This is a genomic window from Rhodococcus sp. OK302, assembly GCF_002245895.1.
Lineage (GTDB): Bacteria > Actinomycetota > Actinomycetes > Mycobacteriales > Mycobacteriaceae > Rhodococcus_F.
In genome coordinates this window covers 389,613-409,944 of sequence record NZ_NPJZ01000001.1, presented here as the reverse complement: position 1 = coordinate 409,944, position 20,332 = coordinate 389,613, and the positions used below count along the sequence as shown (strand labels likewise).

Sequence of the window (20,332 nt, the reverse complement as noted above, 5' to 3'; positions counted from 1 at the left end):
AGCACCGGCGGAATCCTCGTCGGCACCCATGCCTCGGGCGGCGTTCGGGAAGCGTCAATGGCCCAGCGAAAGCCTCGGTGTTGCGGGCGGGCGCGCCCCAACACAAGATGTCCAGGGTTGACAACTGTCAAGTATCAAGTGCCACTTGAACCTTTGCCCAAGTGGCGCCAAGTCCTGCTCGTGATGTAAAACATCACAAGTGGTCATTTTGTGATCTGTCCCACATCTGACTGTGACTGCTGATAACACCTAGAACGCGCCTTAAGCCACAGGGCCTCCGAGGACCATGCCGTAGGTCCGAAACGCCAATGGAAAGGGCTCAATCTTGCTGCTCCCGATGTCACCGACCGACTCGATGTTCCTGGTCGGCGAGTCCCGCGATCATCCGATGCACGTCGGAGGCCTGGCCCTGTTCGAACCGCCGGACGGTGCCGACGCACAGGCTATGCGCGCGATGCTCGACGCCTCGCTCACCGGCGGCGCAGTATCTTCGTTGCTGTCCAAACGGGCCCGCCGATCGGTGACCACACTGGGTCAGTGGGGCTGGGAGGAAGATGTCGACGTCGACCTCGATCACCACATCCGCCACGACGCACTGCCGGCGCCCGGCGGGATCACCGAACTGATGGAACTCGTCGCCCGACTGCACTCCGGATTGCTTGACCGCAGTCGCCCGCTGTGGGAGGTGCACCTGATCGAGGGCCTCTCCGACGGCCGTTTCGCGGTGTACATGAAGATTCACCACGCCCTCGCCGATGGCGTGTCCGCGCTGAAGTTGCTGCGTAGCGCACTCAGTGAAGACGTGGATGCGACGGGCATGCCCGCTCCGTGGGAACCGCTGGTCCGCGAGCGCCCCTCCCTCCATCTGGTCCCGGACGCGCCCACCACAAGCTCTGGCCGTCTCGACCTGTCCGCAGCGGTACTGCGCGCCGCCCGCGGCGCCGCTGGTGAGGCAGCAGGGATGCTGCCCGCGATCGTCGGCACCATCGACCGGGCCCGCCGCGGACATGGCGGCCCGCTCACACTCTCCGCACCCAAATCCATGCTCAACGTGCCGATCGGCGGGGCGCGCCGGTTTGCGGCCCGCGCCTGGCCGCTCGAACGCCTCCGCCTGGTTGCCAAGTGTGCCGACTCCACCATCAATGACGTGGTGCTCGCGATGTGCTCCGGCGCCCTGCGCACCTTTATGGGCGATCTCGACGCACTGCCCGAAGATCCGCTTGTCGCGATGGTGCCCGTCTCACTGCGTGGAGAACGGCAGGATGGCAAGGCCGGCAACGAGATCGGAGTGCTGATGTGCAACCTCGCGACCCACCTCACCGATCCGGCAGAGCGGTTCGACGCGGTGCGTGTCTCCATGCGCGAGGGCAAGGACGCGATGCGCACCCGCAGTTCGGCGCAGATTCTGGCGATGAGCGCGCTGGGCACCGTTCCGCTGGCGTTGGGCATGTTCGGACTCGGCGGGCCGATCCGCCCACCGAACGTGATGATCTCCAACGTGCCCGGACCGCGAAAGGCACTGTACTGGAACGGCGCCCGGATGAGTGCGCTGTACCCGCTGTCCATCCCGGTGGACGGACAGGCCTTGAATATCACCTGCACCAGCACCGACGACGAGATTGCGTTCGGGCTGACCGGTTGCCGGCGCAGCCTGCCGCCGCTGGCGCCTCTGCTCGATCACCTCGATAACGAACTCGGCGCTCTCGAGCAATCCGTCGGACTGTAGGACCGCTCGGCCGTCGACATGATTCACTCCCCGCACGTCAGGGTCGAGGAAAATGCCCTGAACATGCAGTGCTCCAGAGAGATTCAATGAAGTAGGGAAGAGGGCATCACATGGACAACCCCGCGCCCGACCGGAACCCGACAGAACCGTATACCTCCCGCTTTCGATCGACCTCGGCCATTGCCCTCGGTTCCGCAGCGACGGCCTCGGCGCCGGCACTGGCGGTAACAGGGTCCCTCGCACTGTGCGCACTCGTCGCGGCTCTCGTCGTCGCGTGCGTCGGTGTCGCCGCCCTCATGATCTGACGCTGGAAACGGCAGTTCATTCAGCACATCCGAATTCACAACCGCAGCAAAGGAAATCCACGCATGAACGTATCGAACCCGCCGGCAATTCCGAGGTACATCGCACCTGGTGGTTCGATGAGTACCGCCGAGATCAAGACCCGGATCGAAGCGATGTTCGCGGACCGTCCGACGCTGGTGCCGAACGAATCCGGCCGGCGGAAGTCGGTATAGGTGCCAACGTGGCCGCGTCGCTGCTGGTGCTCCAGGCAGTCCTTCGGCGCCGAGCCGGCTCGCGTTGGTCATCATGGCCAACTGCCCCTTTGCTTCTGAAGTCTTCGCTATGTTCGGGGCTGCCGGGTACGAGAAGACATGGCCGTGCCCAGTAGATCCGATCGATCTCATCTGTCATGGGTGATGCGCGGACACCGATGCGCTGGCAATTTGTACTCGTGTGGGGCACTGGGACCGAGTGGAGGAGAAGTTTCATGGGTGCTGAGACAAATCCGGCAACACCGTTTACGGCGGAGATCAACCGCGCGGCGGTAGCCGACTATCCGATGTCGGACCGGCAGGACTTCGGGGACATTGATCGCGGCTTCATTGCCGGTTGGGAGAACGATCAGGTCTTCAACGACAAGGGCGACCTGATCCATGACGGCCAACCGTTTACCTACATCAGCGACGACAAGGACGCACCTGAGTCCGTTAATCCCAGTCTGTGGCGCCAATCGCAGCTGGTCCGGCGATGCGGTCTCTACAAGGTGGTGGACGGGCTCTACCAAGTTCGATTTGCGGTGAATCTCACCATCGTCGATGCCCCGGACGGGCTGGTCATCATAGACACGACCACCAGCGCAGACCTGGCGAAAGCGGGACTCGAGTTGTTCCGTCGCGAACTGGGCAACAACAAGCCGATCGCCGCAATCATTTACACCCACACGCATTTCGACCACTACGCCGGAGTCAAAGGACTAGTCGACGAAGCCGACGTCGTGGCGGGGAGGATCCCCATCGTCGCGCCGGGAACCATCGAGTCGTTCAACAAACACGCCATCGGCGAGAATGTCATCACCGGGAATGCAATGTCACGCCGGATGGGGTACACGTTCGGTCTTCTTCTTCCACATTGTGATTGCGGCCTGGTGACGATCGGGCTGGGATCCGGTGCCGACAACATGAACATCCACATGACCTATATCCCGCCGACCGACGGCATCACCAAGACCGGAGAGGTACGCAACCTTGGGGGCTGGGACTTCGAGTTCCTCTACGCACCCGATACCGAGGCGCCGGAAGAGATGCACATCTGGATCCCCGCCATCAAAGCGCTCACCTGCGCGGAAAACGCGAACCACTCGATGCACAACATTCAAACTATCCGTGGTGCGCGCACGCGTGATGCCCGTAATTTTGCCCGGTATCTGGACGAGACTTTGGTGAGATGGGGAGACGAGGTGGAGGTGCATCACGGGCCACACACCTGGCCGGTTTGGGGAAATGAAACTGTCGTGGAATTCCTTGAATCGCAACGCGATATGTACAAGTTCATTCACGATCAGGCGCTACGATTTGCGAATCAGGGGTACACGCCACTGGAAGCGGCTGAGGTTGTCCGACTTCCGGAGGAGATCGGCCAGAAGTGGTACAACCGCTACTACCACGGCGGATTGCACCACAATGTTCGTGCGGTGTTCCACAAAGAACTCGGGTTCTGGGACGGTGACCCTGCGACGATTCTGCCGCTCCTGCCGGAAGAGCACGCGAAGCGGCACGTCGAGTTGATCGGGCGGGAGAAGATACTTGCCGAGGGCCGCAACGCTTTCGAGGCAGGGGACTACCGGTGGGCGGTGCAACTCCTGCATCACCTAGTCTTTGCCGATCCTGATGATGTGGAGGCGAAGAATCTTCAAGCCGATGCCTACGAGCAACTTGGCTACCAACAGGAAGTGCCGCAGTATCGGGCAATCTTCCTCACTGCTGCAATGGAATTGCGCAGCGGTGTCACCGGTGCTGGTCAAGTCAACACCGACAGTACCGACACGATCCTCGCGATGCCGGTCGATCTCCTCTTCGACTATGCCGGAGTTCACCTGATCGGCGAAAAGGCTGACGGCGTAGATATTTCGATCAACTTTACCTTTGTCGATACCAGCCAGGAATGGAACATGTGGGTGCGTCGAGCAGTCCTGAATGCTCGCGCCGGCCATGTCCCGGATGCGCAACTCACACTGGTAGGTCCGAAACGGTTGTTGGCGGGAATTTTGCTGCAACCTGGCAAAGCATCGGCGATTCTTGACAGCGGCAAGGTCCAGGCACAAGGCGATCAGTCGGTGCTGGACACGCTGGCAAAGATTACGGATACCTTCGATCCGAATTTCAATATCGTCACGCCGTGAAACAGCAAGGGGCGGTTGGTCACTGTGACCAACCGCCCCTTAGCTGTGAGGTTTTACTTCGCCATGTCCTGGGCTGCTCGGTACGAGAAGACCATGGCCGTGCCCAGTGGAACACCGGGGCCGGGGTAGAAGTTGCCGCTCAGGGACGCGCTCGTGTTACCGGCGGCGTACAGGCCGTCGATCACGGTGCCGTCGGCGCGCAGGACGCGTCCGTCGACGTCGGTGACAAGACCGCCCTTGGTGCCGAGGTCACTGAGGACGATGCGTGCCGCGTAGAACGGGCCGTTCTCGATTGCGGTCAAGGCAGCGTTTGCGCCGCCGTTGGGCGGGCAGAAGAATGCGTCGTAAGGATCTTCGCCGCGGTGGAACTGATCGTCGACACCCAATTTAGCTGCGTCGTTGAACTTTTCGACGGAACTACGCAAGGCGTCGGCCGGCAGTCCGGTCTTTGCAGCGAGCTCTTCGAGAGTGTCGGCAGCTACCCAGGTGCCGGCCTCGAGGTGCTTGGCGGGCGCAGTGTTCGGGATGCTGATGGCAGGCAGGCCGCCACCTTCGCGAGAATCGAAGATCATGAACGACGGGATGGCTGAGGCGATGTCGTTCTGCTTCGCCATTGCCCGACCGAACTGGTCGTAGGGCAGCGACTCGTTGAGGTAACGCTCGCCCTTCGAGTCGACGACGATGCCGCCGCGCACGCCGACCATGAATGCTGCCGAGCCGTCGGGCTGTTCGACGCCGGGGCAGAACCATGCCTGATCGAGCAATGCCGTTGCGCCGCCGACGGCAACGCCGGCCGAGATAGCGTCGCCGGTGTTGGCTCCGAAGGGGCCCATGCTCCAGAGAGCCTTGCCGGGCGTGCCGGCCTGCTCGCGCATGTCGGCGTTGCCTTCGATGCCGCCGGCTGCCATGAGCACGCCGCGGTTTGCCTTGATGCGCAAGGTTTCACCGCCGGACTCGACCTCGGCGCCGACAACGCGGCCGTCTTCGACGATCAGTGACGTGAGGGTGGTGTCGGTGCGGAGATCAGCCTTGCCGGTGCTTGCGACGGCTGCGAGAAGGCGACCGATCAGGGCGCGTCCGCCGATCATCTTGCCGGGCGCATGATCCTGGCCGGTGCGGTCCTGATCCAGTTCGGGGCGGACCTTGCCGACGAGATCGCCGATATCGGCGGGATCCAGATCGAGCGGGTTGATGGAGCGTCCCGTATCCATCCGGCCTTCGGCCTTGTAGTAATCGGGGAAGGCGCGGAACTCGAATTCGATATTCGGGTTCTGCTCCAGCAATGCGACGACGGCCGGCGCGGTGTCGACGTAGGCGTCCTGGCGTTCCGTTTCGGAATCGCCGAGCAGCGAGCGCAGGTAGGTGCGAGCGTTCTCGGTTGAGTCGGGGAGGCCGGCGCGCTCCTGGACCTGGGTGCCGGGCAGCCAGATGGAGGCGCCCGAGTATGCGGAAGTGCCGCCGAAACGGTCGGTCTTCTCGATGACGATCGTGGTCAATCCGGCAGCGGCAGCGGTGTATGCGCCGGTCAGCGCACCGCCGCCGGAGCCGACAACCAATACGTCGCACTCGGTGGTCCAGTCCTGCATCATTGCGTCCTAACTCGAAGAGGGTGGGGCCTACACGCAATACCGAGTGGCGTGCGTTGGCTACGACAAGTCCCACTGAGCGGGCAATATCCCGGCTTCAATGGGTGAAGTGCGAGAATTAGATCGGCCGCGATCGGCCGCGACACACTATCGATGATGGGGACGACGTTGCCGAGAATTGCCGAGGTCAGGGACGCTGCCGAGCCCAGTTCGGACGAGCAGCGCGCGCGCCACGTCCGAATGTTGCAAGCGGCGGAGGAGTTGGCGACTGAGAAGGAGCTTGCTCGCGTCCAGATGCACGAGGTCGCGAAGCGTGCCGGTGTCGCTATCGGGACGCTGTACCGCTATTTCCCGTCGAAGACGCACCTGTTTGTTGCGGTGATGGTCGAGCAGATCGATCAGATCGGCGACAACTTCACCAAACAGCAGGTGAACTCGGGAAATCCACAAGACGCGGTCTACGAAGTCCTGGTGCGCGCCACCCGCGGATTACTGCGTCGGCCGGCCCTCTCGACAGCGATGCTGCAATCGACCAGCACCGCCAACGTCGCAACAGTCCCCGACGCCGGAAAGATCGATCGCGGTTTTCGTCAGATCGTCTTGGATGCGGCGGGCATCGAGAACCCCACCGAAGACGACAACACCGCGTTGCGTTTGCTGATGCAACTGTGGTTCGGCGTGATCCAGTCCTGCCTCAACGGTCGCATCTCGATTCCCGACGCGGAGTACGACATTCGTAAGGGCTGCGACTTACTTCTGGTGAATCTCTCGCAGCACTGACGTAGTTCGCCCGGGTTCGGGTGAGTTCGTTACGACGTCAAAATTGAAATCAATTCTAATTTCTTGAACGCTGTGATCGACACTCGACTTGCGTCGTAACGTTGCTCGGCGTACATAAATAGAATACATTGCAGAAAAGTAGTTGGTGAGCCAGCTCACCAATCAATATCTCCACGAAGGAGTGCTCATCATGGGCCATGCAGTCATCGTCGAAGCCGCGCGTACACCGATCGGTCGCCGCCGCGGCGCCCTGGCGGGACTGCACCCCGCCACGCTCCTGGGAGCAGCGCAGCGTGGCGTCCTCGAGCGGGCAGGCGTCGCCCCCGAAGACATCGGACAGATCATCGGTGGTTGCGTTACGCAGGCCGGCGAGCAGTCCAACAATGTCACCCGTCAGGCATGGCTGCATGCAGGTTTCCCGTACTCGACGGCAGCGACGTCCATCGACTGTGCTTGCGGATCTGCACAGCAGGCAGTGCATTTGATTTCCGGCCTGATCTCGTCGGGTCAGATCTCGGCAGGCATCGGCTGTGGTGTCGAGTCCATGAGCCGTGTATTCCTCGGCCAGGCAAATACTCCCGAAACCGGCAACCCGTACCCGGACGACTGGACCGTCGACATGGGTGACCAGTTCACCTCCGCACAGCGCATCGCCGACAAGCGTGGAATCACGCGTGCCGACGTCGACGCCTTCGGTCTCGAATCGCAGCGTCGTGCCGCTCAGGCTTGGGCGGAAGGTCGCTTCGACCGCGAAATCGTCCCCGTCACAGCTCCCGTCGTCGACAAGCAGGGCGTACCGACCGGCGAGATCGCCACGGTCACCCGTGACGGAGGCTTGCGTGAGACCACGGCTGAAGCCCTCGCCGGTCTCAATCCCGTCATCGAAGGCCACATCCACACCGCCGGCAACTCGTCGCAGATCAGCGACGGCGCTGCAGCCGTACTCCTGATGAGCGAAGAGCGCGCCCAGCAGTTGGGCCTCAAGCCCCGTGCGCGCATCATCGCGTCCGGCATGGTCGGCTCCGATCCCTTCTACCACCTCGACGGACCCATCGAGTCCACCCAGTTGGTGCTCGACAAGGCCGGAATGACGCTCGACAACATCGATCTGGTCGAGATCAACGAAGCCTTCGCCTCGGTCGTTCTCTCCTGGGCGCAGGTCCATGGCGCCGACATGTCCAAGGTCAACGTCAACGGCGGCGCAATCGCCCTCGGTCACCCCGTCGGCTCGACCGGTGCTCGTCTGATCACCACCGCCCTGCACGAGCTCGAGCGTTCCGACAAGTCCACTGCCCTGATCACGATGTGCGCCGGCGGAGCTCTTTCCACCGCCACCATCATCGAACGCATCTGACCCGCACCCGTACTTTCGAATTGATTAGGTAGATATGACTATTGGATTGAGTGAAGAAGATCGCGACCTCCGCGATTCCGTTCGAGGCTGGGCTGCGCGCCACGCAACGCCGACCGTCATCCGCGAAGCTGTCGAGGCCAAGGTCGAGACCCGCCCGCAGTTCTGGGACGGTCTCGCCGAGCAGGGCCTCCTCGGTCTGCACATCGCCGAGGAATTCGGTGGAGCAGGCTACGGCTTGGTCGAGCTCGCGATCGTCGTCGAGGAACTGGGACGCTCCATGGTTCCCGGCTCGTTCCTGCCCACCGTTGTGGTCAGTGCGGTCCTCAGTGACGCCGGTGTCACCGATCGTCTGTCCGGTCTTGCCGACGGCAGCACTCTCGGAGCTGTTGCCTTGCAGCCCGGTTCGCTGAAGATCACCCGCGACGGTGGCACTGCCACTCTCAGTGGAACGTCCAGCCATATCCTCGGCGGCCACGTCGGCGACGTGTTCCTCCTCGCGACGGACAGCGGCTACGTTCTGATCAACCGTGACCGCCTCGATGTCACGGACCTGGCCAGCTACGACGTTGTGCGTCGTAGCTCCGAGGTCACTGTCGACGGACTGGTTCTCACGGACTCCGAGATCCTCGCAGTCGACACGCAGCGCGTACTCGACATTGCTGCAACACTTTTTGCTGCCGAGGCCTCCGGTCTGGCTGACTGGGCAGTGACCACCTCGACTGACTACGCCAAGGTGCGTCAGCAGTTCGGTCGCGTCATCGGGCAGTTCCAGGGCGTCAAGCACAAGGTTGCGCGGATGCTCACGCTCTCCGAGCAGGCCCGCGTCTGCGCGTGGGACGCTGCCCGTGCCCTGACACCCGCCAACGGTGTCGGCGCCGAAGAGGCTTCTCTCGCTGCCGCTGTCGCCGGAGCAACCGCCCTCGAAGCTGGTTTCTCGGTTACCCGCGATTGCATCCAGGTTCTCGGTGGCATCGGCTTCACGTGGGAGCACGACGCGCACCTGTACATGCGCCGCGCGCAGTCGCTGCGAATCCTGCTGGGCTCCACGGCTTCCTGGCGTCGCCGGGTTGCCGAGCTGACGATCGCCGGCACCCGTCGCGTACTCAGCATCGAACTCCCGCCCGAGGCTGAGGCAATTCGCGCCGACGTTCGCGCGGAACTCGCTCCCGCCCTCGCCCTCGAGGGCGCTGAGCGAAAGACGTACCTCGCGGAAAAGGGTTACACCGCACCGCACTTCACCGCTCCCTGGGGTAAGTCCGCAGATGCGGTCAGCCAGCTCGTGATCGCCGAAGAACTCCGTGAGGCACAGCTCGAGCCGCACGACATGATCATCGGAAACTGGGTCATCCCGACCCTCATCGAGCACGGCAACGAAGAGCAGCTCGCCAAGTTCGTTCCGCCGTCACTGCGCGGCGACATCGTCTGGTGCCAGCTGTTCTCCGAGCCGGGCGCCGGTTCCGACCTTGCCGCCCTGAGCACCAAGGCCACCAAGGTCGACGGTGGCTGGAAGCTGCAGGGCCAGAAGGTCTGGACGTCCATGGCACGCGAAGCGCACTGGGGCATCTGCCTCGCGCGCACCGACGCCGACGTGCCCAAGCACAAGGGCCTGTCCTACTTCCTCATCGACATCAAGAACAGTGGCCTCGACATCCGCCCGCTGCGCGAGATCACCGGTGAAGCACTGTTCAACGAGGTGTTCTTCGACGATGTCTTCGTTCCCGACGAGTGCTTGGTTGCAGGCCCGGGCGACGGCTGGAAGCTGGCCCGCACGACCCTCGCCAACGAGCGGGTTTCTCTGTCCAACGACTCGTCCTTGGGTTCGGGCGGCGAAGCTCTGCTGAGCTTGGTCGACGGACTGCCTGGCGGTATCGACGACGAGCAGCTCACGGTTCTCGGAAAGGTGCTGTGCGACGCACAATCCGGCGGATTGCTGGGTCTGCGCACCACACTGCGTTCGCTGTCGGGTGCTCAGCCGGGTGCCGAGTCTTCGGTCTCCAAGCTGATCGGCGTCGAGCACATCCAGCAGGTCTGGGATCTGGCAATGGAATGGGCCGGCCCCAGTTCGCTTCTGGGCGACCAGCATCGCCAGTCGCCCACGCAGATGTTCCTGAACGTGCAGTGCATGTCCATCGCCGGTGGTACAACCAACGTTCAGCTGAACATCATCGGCGAACGCATCCTGGGTCTGCCCCGCGACCCCGAACCGGGAAAGTGATACGCGCATGAGCAATCGCACCTTTGTTGTCGGTGTCGGCATGACCAAGTTCGAGAAGATCGAGACCCGCGACTGGGAATACCCGGACATGGTGACCGAAGCTGTCTCGAACGCACTCGCCGATGCAGGCGTCAGCTACGACCAGATCCAGCGCGCCGCAGTCGGTTACGTGTTCAATGCGTCCACCGCCGGTCAGCGCGCCCTGTACGAGACTGGCCTTTCCGGTATCCCGATCTTCAACGTCAACAACAACTGCGCCACGGGTTCGACGGCGCTGATGATGGCGCGCGAGTGGGTTCAGGCGGGTCAGGCTGACTGCGCTCTGGCTGTGGGCTTCGAGAAGATGACCAAGACGGCTCTGACCGGCAACGGTGAGATGCCCAAGATCACCACCTTGGACTCGCAGCTCAAGATCATGGTCGAGGACTATGGTTTTGCTCGTTCGCCCATGACAGCTCAGCTGTTCGGCAACGCTGCCACCGAGCACATGGCGAAGTACGGCACCACTGTCGAGCAGATCGCTGCCGTTGCGGTCAAGAACCACAAGCATTCGGTCAACAACCCGTACGCACAGTTCCGTGACGAGTACACACTCGAACAGGTTCTCGGCGACAAGATGATTCACGCACCGCTGACGCGTTCGCAGTGCTCACCGACTTCGGACGGCGCCGGCGCCGCCATCGTCGTGAGCGAGAAGTTCGTCCGCGAGCACGGTCTCGAAGACCGTGCAATCGAAATCGTTGCCCAGGCGATGACCACCGACACCGAAGCAGCGTTTGCCGAGAAGTCGATGATCGACGTGGTCGGTGCACCGATGACAGCTGCAGCGGCAGAACAGGTCTTCGCAGAAGCCGGCATCACCATCGACGATGTCGATGTCATCGAACTGCATGACTGCTTCGCGATCAACGAGATCATCACCTACGAAGGCCTCGGTATGTGTGCGGCCGGCGACGGCGGAAAGCTCGTCGAATCCGGAGCGACCACCTACGGCGGACAGTGGGTCGTGAACCCGTCCGGCGGCCTGATCTCCAAGGGTCACCCGCTCGGTGCCACAGGTTTGGCGCAGTGCGCCGAGCTGACCTGGCAGCTCCGCGGCCAGGCCGACGCCCGTCAGGTCGAGGGCGCTCGAATCGGATTGCAGCACAACCTCGGACTGGGCGGCGCGTGCGTCGTCACTGTCTACCGCGCCGGAACTCTGGAGAACTGATGGCTATCGATCTCGCGGTGGCATTGGCCGCCGAACCGACTGTGCGCGAAGCGTCGTGGACCGAGCGCGACGTCATGCTCTACCACCTTGGCCTCGGAGCCGGAGTGAACGCTCTGGATCCGGCCGAGCTGGGTTGGGTCTACGAAAAGGGCCTGAAGGTTCTTCCGACCTTCGCAATGGTTGCAGGTCAGGGTGTTTCGGCTGGCGTTCTGCCGCCGGCGTCCATGAACATGCCCGGAATCGACATCGACCTCCGCAAGATTCTGCACGGTGGACAGTCACTGACCCTGCATGCGCCTATCCCGACCTCCGGCACTGCACGTATCTCTTCGCGAGTTGCCGATGTGTGGGACAAGGGCAAAGCCGCCATCATCGTGCTCGAGACTTCAGCCGAAAGTCTTGACGGTAACCCGTTGTGGACCACCGGAATGCAGATCTGGGCTCGCGGAGAAGGCGGATTCGGCGGAGGCGCCGGGCCCGAAGTTGTTGCCGGTGTACCGGATCGGGCGCCCGACAAGGTGCTCACCTCTGCAACGAGTGCATCGCAGGCGTTGCTGTACCGCCTCAGCGCAGACATGAACCCGCTCCATGCCGATCCCGCCTTTGCCAAGATGGCCGGCTTCGACGCCCCCATCCTGCACGGCCTCGCGTCGTACGGCGTTGTCTGCAAGGCCGTCGTCGACGGTGTTCTCGACGGCGATCCTTCGCGGGTGAAGAATTTCTCGGTGCGTTTTGCCGGCTCGCTGTTCCCGGGCGAAAGCATCACCACGTCGGTGTGGCAGGACGGCAACACCCTGACATTGATGGCCACCTGCCCCGAGCGTGAGAACTCCCCGGTTCTCACTCAAGCCACGATGGAGATCAACTGATGGACGTCGGAACGCACCCCACGGCCGCAACGCATCCAGGCGGCACGGTTCTGACCTCGGCGCCGCAGGACGTCCCCGTCGATCGGGCCACCTTGGCTGCTCGACGCGTCGTCGACGCCTTGCTGCGCACAGACCGCAACAATGCAAACCTCGACCGAGTTGCCGAGGAACTCAACAGCATTGCCGATCACCTCGAAGAGCACGCACCCGAGGTCGCCGAGCGGTTGATCGACATGTGGAACGGTGAAGGCGTCACTCGCCACGATCCCGTCACCGGACCGGAGAATGCCATCGCGCCGCCGCTGGTACTCGAGGGTCTCGCAGACGGTTCCGTTCAGGGCGTCGTCACCTTGACTCTGCCGTACCAGGGCCCTCCCGGCCACGTTCACGGCGGAGTGTCCGCGTTGATCCTCGACCATGTACTCGGCGTAGCCAATGCTTGGGGTGGAACTTCCGGAATGACAGCACAATTGAGCACGCGCTACCACCGCCCGACGCCGTTGTTCGTGCCGCTCACCATCTCCGGCAAGTTCATCTCGAAAGACGGCCGCAAGATCAAGACCGTCGGCGAGATTAAAACCGCTGACGGTGAAGTATGTGTCTCGGTTGAAGGATTGTTCATCGACAAGACGGTTCCGCGCCCCCGCTAGGGGCTCCGCCCCTGTGCGCCTTTTTGGTAGCTGTGACTACCAAATTGGCGCACAGGGCCCGACGAAGGAGGGCCCTGCTATGGGCAAGCTCGACGGACGTGTAGCAGTGGTAACCGGTGCCGGAATGGGTATCGGACGCGGTGTGGCCGGCGCTTTCGCTCGAGAAGGTGCCTCGGTGCTCGTTGCCGAGATCGACGAGCAGGCGGGCCTCGAGGCAGTCCAGTGGCTGCGCGATGAATGGGGCGCGGAGGCGGAGTTCATCCGTACCGATGTGACCGACAAAGCGCAGGTTGTTGCCATGGTCAACAAGGCTGTCGAGCGATTCGGACGTCTCGACATTCTGGTCAACAATGCCTGGCGAGGTTCAGGTTTCGCACGATTCGAGAAGATGACCGACGAGCAGTTGCGCGGCGGTTTCGACATGGCCGTGATGGCCGCGTTCTGGGCCATGCAAGCCGCGTTGCCGGAACTCGAGCGTCACGGTACGGGGCGGGTGATCAACATGTGCAGTCTCAACGGTGTGAACGCGCACATGTACTCGGTGCAGTACAACGCGGCCAAGGAAGCGCTTCGAACGCTCACCCGTACCGCTGCGCGGGAGTGGGCGCACAAGCAGGTGACCTGCAACGTCATCTGTCCGGGTGCGCAGAGCGCGGCGTACAAGCGTGTCGCCGAAGCTAATCCGGAGAACGTCGCCGCGATGGCTGCTGCAAATCCCATGGGCCGTATCGGAGATCCGCTCGACGACATCGGGCCTGTGGCTGCCTTCTTGGCGAGTGACGACAGCCGCTACGTCACGGGTAACACTCTCTTCGTCGACGGTGGTGGGCACATCAACGGCGTGCAGTGGGCGCCGACGGTCGACTGAACTATTCTGCACTGCAACAAAAAGTGGCTCGACGCATTTCTTGCGTCGAGCCACTTCTCATATTGACATTGGCGTCAGAGTTTCAGTTGCTGCTTCCGAAACCGCTGCTTCCGAGACCGATGCTGCCATTTGCCGAGCAGCCGAGCTTCTCGAACTCTTCCGTCGACATGTACTCGACGTTCGGTAGGTACTCGCCCATGACTGCGAGTTCGTCTCCCGGAGTGGAGGTGTTTTGCACTGCCTGACGGAAATTGTTATCGGGGAGCATGTTCCGAACCTGGAACCAGCCGAAATTGCTGTCGTCGCCGCCATCGCCCTTGGGGGACCATTCGACCCATCCGTTGCCGCACGCTTCGTTCGCGTTGACGGGCCGTTCGCCCGCAAGGCTGACGACAATGGTGTAGTCGCCGTTGCTGTCCGTCGGTACGTTCTCGTCGTAGGCGCAGTTCATCACACGAGTGGTGAGAACAGATTCGTTCATGCAGAAGGATGTGTACCGAACCTGTCCGGTCTCCATGACCGGGTTGCCATTTGATGTCTTCGGCGACGTGGCGAGCTTTCCGCGGACCACGGCAACTTGACCGTACTCGCGGCTGAGAGCTGCTCGCATGTAGTTGTTGTGAATGTTCGGGTAGAAGCCGCCGCCGGTGCGTGGGGGTGTCAAGGATGCACCGGGAGCGTCGTCGCCGGTGTACATCTGGAGTAGGTAGCGGCGATCGTACTGGCCGCGCCAGTCGACGGTGCGTTCTGCACCGGGGTTGTACTCGGCGGGGAAGGTTGCCGGATTTTCGACGGGGCGGCCGATCTGGAACAGGGGCTTACCGGGCTGACCTGGGGCCGGGAACACCTGGACCTGCTGACCTGGTGCCAGCGTTTCGGGGTGGCGTAGGGCGTCGTACGTCTTGCGGTCGAGATTGAGTGCGGTGGGGTCGGGAAGTCGAATCGCGTCGGCGTTGCCGGTGGTCTTCTTCAAGTCCTTGGATTCGGAATCTGTAGCATCGCAGACGGATTGGCCGGTGAGTCGGTCTCCGTTCGCGAGAGTAAGTACGGGTTCCGGCATGGGGACATTGCCGGTGATGGTGCCGTTGTTGTCGGGAACATACACGCGGTAGAGATATTGCTCCAGTTCGTATGTGACTCCGTCGCTACCGATTTCGGTTCCGAGTGAGATGCCGGTACCGCCCTGTGCGGCGGCAGTCGGAACTGTCAGGAGATTGTTGCGCTCGGGCTCGTTGTTGCGCGGATCTCGGACGGTGAAGAGCGGTTGCTTTGTCGCACTGTCGAAGTTCTGGGCATGGTCGACATCGAGTGTGTACGTCGACGCAGCGTCCGGGCCGTCCCTGCGAGCGCCGGGTTGGAACGGATTCGACGACCCGGGGTCGGGTGCGATCTGGTAGTCGGCGACGCCGTCGATGGGCTGGCCAACTCGGTCGTACGAGATGAAGGAGAAGTATCGCGCATTCGGATACGTTCCGGTCAGGCTGAGTGTGGACCCGGCCGGGCGCCGAATGTAGGCGGCCCAATAGGTGGCCCCGGCGTCAGGATAGGCGTTGTTGAAGTTCGGATCTGCGCCGAATGCTCCGTAGTTCCAGAAACACGTGCTGGAAGCGCCTCCGACGAGATTGCCGGGAACGTCTCCAGGTGCCGGTTGAGATGTAGCGGGTACTGCGAGAGCAACTGTCGACAGAATTGCTGCAGCAGTCACGTGAGGTAGTGCTCGAGCGGAAAATCGCACTTCCAGGGGTCCTTTCGTCGTGGTGCCGGAATGGTCGGGCGAGGACGGGACGCTCACGTGGCTCGGCGATCATGTGGGCAGGTAGTGGCCGAGTACGTGAAGTACACGGATCTCATCCATTAGATGCAATACGTATCGCCAGGTCCAAGACTATTTCTCATAGCCCTGACAGGCTCTGCCTATGTAGGCGGCAGTAGCATCGCTACGTGCAGGTTCGGCAGGTGGGTTATTTCCTGGCAGTGGTCGATCACGGCAATATTCGCCGGGCCTCGGCCGCACTGGGTCTTGCACAACCGTCGGTCTCGCAGGCGATCGCAGTTCTCGAGCAGGAATTGGGGGCGCAACTTTTCATCCGGACCGGGCAAGGCGGTGTGTCGCTGAGTTCGGCGGGAATGGCGTTCCTCGGACCTGCTCGACGGTTGGTGAGGATCTCCCAGTCCGCGAACAAGCCGGATACCGCCGTGAGTTTGGATATTGCGACGTGGGGAAACTTGGCGCTTGATCCCACGGCCCGTGTGATTGCCCGATTGCGAACCGAGAATCCGGCACTTTCAGTTCGTATCGAATACGGTGACGACGAGGCGGCGGTGTGCGAACTGGTCAGGGGTGGGCACTGCGAAGTCGGAACGGTTTATCTGCCGGCAGACGAAGGGGACTTGGATGTGAAACCGATCGGCTTTGTCGAATTGCAGTTGATCTCCCCGCCGGGAACGGATCTTGAACCGAATCCGCTTCCGCTGAAGTCGATTTCGAACTATCCGATGATACGAGTTGCTGGTGGTTCCCAGAATGTTCTGCTGGATCGAATGTTTGCCGACGCTGGTGTTTCGGTCAGTTATGGCGTAATCAGTACGCACAGACAGGCTTTGGTCAATTTGGTCCTCACAGGAGCCGGATCTGTGATTGCCGGCAGCACCCATGCGAGACAGGCGGCAGCCAGAGGTGCCGAAATTCGCAGCTTCGATCCGCCGATCGTTCGTCCCTACGGGTTGGTTTATCGAGCCGAATCGTTGTCGGTGGCAGCGCGTGACTTCATCGAGTGCGCATCACTATTGACTCCTTGACTAGCGTCAGAAAGCACTCGAATGCGGTTGAATTGGGGCCTTTTCGGCTGAGTAGTAGGACTGGTCGGCTGATGGATGGATCGGTGGATCGGACCTGTGCGCCTAGTGGCCCCGCTGCCGCGGCCATCGCGGGGAGGAAGAACGAAGCGCCCGCACCTGCCATCGTGAGAGTCCAGATTGCCTCTCGTGGAGCGCATTCCACCATTGCATTAACAGGTGTACCGGCTTTGGCGAATACGCTCTCGATCAAAGCGCGGCCGGAGGTTGTCGGCGGTGTGAGTATCAACGGAACATCTGCCAGATATTTCAGCGGCAGCGGATCGCCTTCGGGTAGGGGGAACGACGGCGCCGCCACCAACGACAGCGTCTGCGTGCCGAGGTTGAAAGAGGATAGCGCCGGGCCGGGATCTTCGATTGTCGTCACGGCCGCATCACACTCACCATTTTGAAGCATACGAATTGCAGCATTGTTCGAGTTCGGATCGATCAGTTCGACCAGCACGCCGGGATACCTTCGACGGAATTCTCCGACGAGCGGGGCCAGGGGATCGACAATCAACTCCGCGTGAACCGCGATTGTCAGCGTTCCCCGAGTCATTGTGAGGACATCGTTCACGGCCGCGCGAGCGGTTGCAGCTTCGGTGAGCAGGCGACGTGCCTGGGGAACCAGTGCAAGACCCGCCTCGGATGGCGTCAGGCGGCGTCCGACGCGGTCGAACAACTGCGTCGCCAACTGTTTTTCCAAAGTCCGGATGGATTGTGAAAGTGATGGTTGGGCGACCCGGAGTACTGCCGCTGCGCGAGTTATCGTGCCGTGCTCGATGACGGCAAGAAAATATTCGGCCTGGCGCAGTTCCACGAGTCGACACTAGCGGGCGAGTTCGGCGTCTTGTTCCGGTCAGGCAAGTCTGTGTTTCGGGGGTCCGGTTGGAAAGTGCAGGTACAGGCGAATTTCTGTCCGATGCGACGTAGGATTATCTCGCGAGTAGTGCGGATTCGGATCGACGAGAAGAGGCTCGGGATGTCCGATTGGGTGAAGAAGGTCGAGGCTGAGGCCAAAGTGCTTATCGCCGAGGCCGAAGAGGAACTGACGGTGTTGGAAGGCGTCGACACCATCGATCCGCTTGCCGATGAGGACAAGACCACCTAGTCCGGTAAGCGATGGGCATACCTGATCCATTCAGCGCGGTGGGTTTGTCCCCGCGAATGCCCCGCAGCCACCCGTCGAGTGCGGGTGGCCCTCTGCGTTGCGTCATCGAAGATGCGACGGACGGATACTGTGACGTGAATTAATTTTAATGATCAAAGTGATGCAAAACACACAAATCGGCCGCTAAGCTTCGGCGAACTATACAGGCGTCCAATTCCTGACGGAGTTGCTCGTACTGTCCGCAGGAAGTTGAAACCCCGAGGAATCTGATGCGTAGGTTGCTTTCGCTAGGACTCGCCGCCGCGGTGATCTGCGGCATCGTCGCCGCCACTCCGGTTGGCGCCCAGGAACTCCCGATCGCCCCAGCCGGAAAACTTCACACCGAAGGTTCCGCGCTGGTCGACGAGTTCGGTCGCACCGTTCTCCTACACGGCGTCAACAACGTCGACAAGGAGGCGCCATACCTCAAGGCCGGCGATGGCCTCACCGTCACGCCGGAGGATGCCGAACTGCTCACCCAACACGGGTTCAACACCGTCCGGCTCGGGGTCTCGTTCGACGCGATAATGCCCGAGCGGGGAAAGGTCGACGACGCCTACCTCGGCCGCGTGGCCGCCACTGTTGACATGCTCGGCGCCCATGGCATCCACGTCCTGCTCGACAACCACCAGGACGGACTCTCGTCGCCCTGGGCGGGCAACGGCTTCCCCGCTTGGTCGATCGTGGCCCGGCCCTCGCCAAACGAGCCGAATCCAGGCTTCCCGCTGTACTACCTGATGCCAAGCGCAAATAGGGGCTGGGACGAAGTCTGGAACAACACGTACGGCGTCCTCGACTACCTCGGCGATGCGCTTGCCGCCCTCGCCACGAAGCTGCAGGGCAAGCCCGCCGTGCAGGGCATCGAGCTGCTGAACGAGCCGTGGCCGGGTACTCCCTTCCTCGGCTGCTTCCCAAGTGGCTGCCCGGATTTCGACCGGAAATACCAGGCCGCGATGCAGAAGCTCACCGATGCCGTCCGCGTCGCCGACCCGACGGTCCCGGTGTACTGGGAGCCGAACGTCACCTGGAACCAGTTGATGCCGTCGAATCTGGCCAATCCGCCGAAGACGCCGGCGATTGCCGACGACAACATCGTCTTCGCGCCGCACGACTACTGCATCCCCAGCCAGCTCGCGATCTACCTGGGGCTGCCGAAGGAACTGAAAGCCTTGTGCTCCGTGACGCAGGGCAACACCTGGGGCAACATCGACGCGTTCACCCAGCGCGCCAACCTTCCGACCGTCGTGACCGAGTTCGGTGACGGTGACCCGAGCGTTCTGGGCAATACTCTGAATCAAGCAGACGAACGCTTCATCGGCTGGCAGTACTGGCATTACAGCAGCATCTTCGGACCCAAGGGAGGCACCGACCCCTTCCTCAAAGCGATCGGCGACGAATTGGTGCGCACCTACCCGCAGGCCACCGCCGGCACGCCCGAGGGGATGAACTTCGACACCGCCAACGGTGACTTCATCTACAAGTACAGCCCGAAGGTATCCGCGAAGCCCACCGAGATCTATGTTTCCGACCGGCATTACCCCGAGGGCTACGTCGCCGAAGTCACGGGCGGCGCCATCACCTCGGAACCCGGCGCCCGGATGGTCACCGTCGAGGCAGATGGCACCGACCCGGTGATCGTCAAGATCAACAGGCCAGGCTCTGACGGTGCAAAACTGCCCACCAGTTCGATCGGCACGGGTTCCTTGGGTCCTATCAGCTCCTCGGGTAGCTCGGGAAGCGCTGAGGGCTTCTTGAGTCCATTGGGTACTTTGAGCTCCTCCGGTTCCGCGGGCTCGTAGCAGTACGACTCCACCTTGCCGCCCTCAACCTCGCTGCCAGCGCAGCGGGGTTGAGGGCGGCTTTGTCATCACGATATGCGTGCTATCCAGACTGAGAGCGGACGCTCGAACTTTCAGTGGCAGTTCGGCATTCGCCTCTGTGCAGTGACTTGCCGCAGGATCGGGTAATGCGCCTACGGCGGTCCCTCGTCTATCGAGACACGTGTCCGTTTCGTTCTGGGCTCGGAGGATAAATGACCGCTTCAAAGTCGCGCCACCGGCCTGTGCCCACCCGCCAACGTGGAAGTTCGACTACCCGATCATCCACGCCCAGACTCGGACACAGTGGCGCAGTTGGCTGACGCACAACACCATTAGCCGACCACGGTGTCCGTACCCCGAGTCGGTCGAGGAAGCTATCTGCTTTGGTTGGATCGACTCCACCAACACCATCCTCGACGAAGAGCCATCTGACTTGAAGGCGGCGCTGGGCCGAGACCCGCGAGCTCGAAGCAACTGGGACGGTTTTCCGACCCAGGGCCGAAAACTGATGCTGTGGTGGATCATCAGTGCAGCTCGAGATGTAACACGGGCAGATCAACGTGCCCACGGCTGATCCGCAATT

General features: G+C 62.0%; 18 protein-coding genes. 15 read left to right on the top strand and 3 right to left on the bottom strand.

The features are described 5' to 3' along the window. The first annotated feature begins 325 nt into the window (after positions 1–325). The 4 genes from BDB13_RS01800 to BDB13_RS01790 all read left to right on the top strand — a co-directional run bounded on the left by BDB13_RS01800 (position 326) and on the right by BDB13_RS01790 (position 4,409). Positions 326–1,726 (top strand): WS/DGAT/MGAT family O-acyltransferase, encoded by a 1,401-nt coding sequence (locus BDB13_RS01800; protein ID WP_094270143.1) that lies wholly within the window; start codon positions 326–328, stop codon positions 1,724–1,726. A gap of 110 nt (positions 1,727–1,836) precedes the next feature. Beyond that, positions 1,837–2,031 carry a hypothetical protein gene (locus BDB13_RS01795; protein ID WP_094270142.1) on the top strand — a complete coding sequence of 65 codons (195 nt, stop codon included), beginning with the start codon at positions 1,837–1,839 and terminating at the stop codon, positions 2,029–2,031. Between the two features lie 63 nt (positions 2,032–2,094). Then, positions 2,095–2,244: a hypothetical protein gene (locus BDB13_RS32020; protein ID WP_169635935.1), complete on the top strand. Its 150-nt coding sequence runs from the start codon at positions 2,095–2,097 to the stop codon at positions 2,242–2,244. Positions 2,245–2,498: 254 nt separating this feature from the next. Beyond that, on the top strand, positions 2,499–4,409 hold the full coding sequence (locus BDB13_RS01790; protein ID WP_094270141.1) for an alkyl/aryl-sulfatase: 1,911 nt from the start codon (positions 2,499–2,501) through the stop codon (positions 4,407–4,409). Positions 4,410–4,462: 53 nt separating this feature from the next. Here BDB13_RS01790 and BDB13_RS01785 read toward each other — a convergent pair whose 3' ends face one another. Next, on the bottom strand, positions 4,463–5,995 hold the full coding sequence (locus BDB13_RS01785; RefSeq protein WP_176459688.1) for an FAD-dependent oxidoreductase: 1,533 nt from the start codon (positions 5,993–5,995) through the stop codon (positions 4,463–4,465). Between the two features lie 153 nt (positions 5,996–6,148). Here BDB13_RS01785 and BDB13_RS01780 point away from each other — a divergent pair, with 153 nt between their 5' ends. The 7 genes from BDB13_RS01780 to BDB13_RS01750 all read left to right on the top strand — a co-directional run bounded on the left by BDB13_RS01780 (position 6,149) and on the right by BDB13_RS01750 (position 13,941). Next, positions 6,149–6,775: a TetR family transcriptional regulator gene (locus BDB13_RS01780; RefSeq protein WP_094270139.1), complete on the top strand. Its 627-nt coding sequence runs from the start codon at positions 6,149–6,151 to the stop codon at positions 6,773–6,775. 190 nt (positions 6,776–6,965) lie between these two features. Continuing rightward, complete coding sequence (locus tag BDB13_RS01775; protein WP_094274600.1) at positions 6,966–8,129, top strand: steroid 3-ketoacyl-CoA thiolase; 1,164 nt, start codon at positions 6,966–6,968, stop codon at positions 8,127–8,129. Positions 8,130–8,163: 34 nt separating this feature from the next. Then, on the top strand, positions 8,164–10,344 hold the full coding sequence (locus tag BDB13_RS01770; RefSeq protein WP_094270138.1) for an acyl-CoA dehydrogenase: 2,181 nt from the start codon (positions 8,164–8,166) through the stop codon (positions 10,342–10,344). A 7-nt stretch (positions 10,345–10,351) separates the two neighbouring features. Continuing rightward, positions 10,352–11,554: a lipid-transfer protein gene (locus tag BDB13_RS01765; RefSeq protein WP_094270137.1), complete on the top strand. Its 1,203-nt coding sequence runs from the start codon at positions 10,352–10,354 to the stop codon at positions 11,552–11,554. Continuing rightward, positions 11,554–12,423 (top strand): MaoC/PaaZ C-terminal domain-containing protein, encoded by an 870-nt coding sequence (locus BDB13_RS01760; protein ID WP_094270136.1) that lies wholly within the window; start codon positions 11,554–11,556, stop codon positions 12,421–12,423. The genes BDB13_RS01765 and BDB13_RS01760 overlap by 1 nt, the downstream gene beginning before the upstream one ends. Continuing rightward, positions 12,423–13,073, top strand: a complete 651-nt coding sequence (locus BDB13_RS01755) for a PaaI family thioesterase (protein WP_094270135.1) — start codon at positions 12,423–12,425, stop codon at positions 13,071–13,073. The genes BDB13_RS01760 and BDB13_RS01755 overlap by 1 nt, the downstream gene beginning before the upstream one ends. A 79-nt stretch (positions 13,074–13,152) precedes the next feature. Beyond that, entirely contained in the window at positions 13,153–13,941 is a 789-nt protein-coding gene (locus BDB13_RS01750) for an SDR family NAD(P)-dependent oxidoreductase (protein WP_094270134.1), read from the top strand. Between the two features lie 82 nt (positions 13,942–14,023). On the opposite strand, the gene BDB13_RS01745 is transcribed toward BDB13_RS01750, so the two are convergent. Continuing rightward, a complete protein-coding gene (locus BDB13_RS01745) occupies positions 14,024–15,646 on the bottom strand; it encodes a hypothetical protein (RefSeq protein WP_094270133.1) in 1,623 nt (540 codons plus the stop codon). A gap of 236 nt (positions 15,647–15,882) precedes the next feature. On the opposite strand from BDB13_RS01745, the gene BDB13_RS01740 reads away from it, so the two are divergent. After that, complete coding sequence (locus tag BDB13_RS01740; protein WP_094270132.1) at positions 15,883–16,740, top strand: LysR family transcriptional regulator; 858 nt, start codon at positions 15,883–15,885, stop codon at positions 16,738–16,740. On the opposite strand, the gene BDB13_RS01735 is transcribed toward BDB13_RS01740, so the two are convergent. Beyond that, a complete protein-coding gene (locus BDB13_RS01735; RefSeq protein WP_094270131.1) occupies positions 16,709–17,599 on the bottom strand; it encodes a LysR family transcriptional regulator in 891 nt (296 codons plus the stop codon). The genes BDB13_RS01740 and BDB13_RS01735 overlap by 32 nt on opposite strands. A gap of 102 nt (positions 17,600–17,701) precedes the next feature. On the opposite strand from BDB13_RS01735, the gene BDB13_RS31595 reads away from it, so the two are divergent. The 3 genes from BDB13_RS31595 to BDB13_RS01725 all read left to right on the top strand — a co-directional run bounded on the left by BDB13_RS31595 (position 17,702) and on the right by BDB13_RS01725 (position 20,323). After that, positions 17,702–17,890: a hypothetical protein gene (locus tag BDB13_RS31595; RefSeq protein ID WP_141210600.1), complete on the top strand. Its 189-nt coding sequence runs from the start codon at positions 17,702–17,704 to the stop codon at positions 17,888–17,890. 269 nt (positions 17,891–18,159) lie between these two features. Further along, positions 18,160–19,728: an endoglycoceramidase I gene (locus BDB13_RS01730; protein ID WP_094270130.1), complete on the top strand. Its 1,569-nt coding sequence runs from the start codon at positions 18,160–18,162 to the stop codon at positions 19,726–19,728. 202 nt (positions 19,729–19,930) lie between these two features. Beyond that, positions 19,931–20,323: a YdeI/OmpD-associated family protein gene (locus tag BDB13_RS01725; protein ID WP_254922672.1), complete on the top strand. Its 393-nt coding sequence runs from the start codon at positions 19,931–19,933 to the stop codon at positions 20,321–20,323. Positions 20,324–20,332: the final 9 nt, after the last annotated feature.

Excerpts from the sequence above, each read along its gene's own strand:
- BDB13_RS01765 (WP_094270137.1), top strand. The coding sequence starts at position 10,352 with ATGAGCAATCGCACCTTTGTTGTCGGTGTCGGCATGACCAAGTTCGAG.
- BDB13_RS01750 (WP_094270134.1), top strand. The coding sequence starts at position 13,153 with ATGGGCAAGCTCGACGGACGTGTAGCAGTGGTAACCGGTGCCGGAATG.
- BDB13_RS01780 (WP_094270139.1), top strand. The coding sequence starts at position 6,149 with ATGATGGGGACGACGTTGCCGAGAATTGCCGAGGTCAGGGACGCTGCC.
- BDB13_RS01775 (WP_094274600.1), top strand. The coding sequence starts at position 6,966 with ATGGGCCATGCAGTCATCGTCGAAGCCGCGCGTACACCGATCGGTCGC.
- BDB13_RS32020 (WP_169635935.1), top strand. The coding sequence starts at position 2,095 with ATGAACGTATCGAACCCGCCGGCAATTCCGAGGTACATCGCACCTGGT.
- BDB13_RS01770 (WP_094270138.1), top strand. The coding sequence starts at position 8,164 with ATGACTATTGGATTGAGTGAAGAAGATCGCGACCTCCGCGATTCCGTT.
- BDB13_RS01795 (WP_094270142.1), top strand. The coding sequence starts at position 1,837 with ATGGACAACCCCGCGCCCGACCGGAACCCGACAGAACCGTATACCTCC.
- BDB13_RS01760 (WP_094270136.1), top strand. The coding sequence starts at position 11,554 with ATGGCTATCGATCTCGCGGTGGCATTGGCCGCCGAACCGACTGTGCGC.
- BDB13_RS01790 (WP_094270141.1), top strand. The coding sequence starts at position 2,499 with ATGGGTGCTGAGACAAATCCGGCAACACCGTTTACGGCGGAGATCAAC.
- BDB13_RS01785 (WP_176459688.1), bottom strand. The coding sequence starts at position 5,995 with ATGCAGGACTGGACCACCGAGTGCGACGTATTGGTTGTCGGCTCCGGC.
- BDB13_RS31595 (WP_141210600.1), top strand. The coding sequence starts at position 17,702 with ATGCGACGTAGGATTATCTCGCGAGTAGTGCGGATTCGGATCGACGAG.
- BDB13_RS01755 (WP_094270135.1), top strand. The coding sequence starts at position 12,423 with ATGGACGTCGGAACGCACCCCACGGCCGCAACGCATCCAGGCGGCACG.
- BDB13_RS01730 (WP_094270130.1), top strand. The coding sequence starts at position 18,160 with ATGCGTAGGTTGCTTTCGCTAGGACTCGCCGCCGCGGTGATCTGCGGC.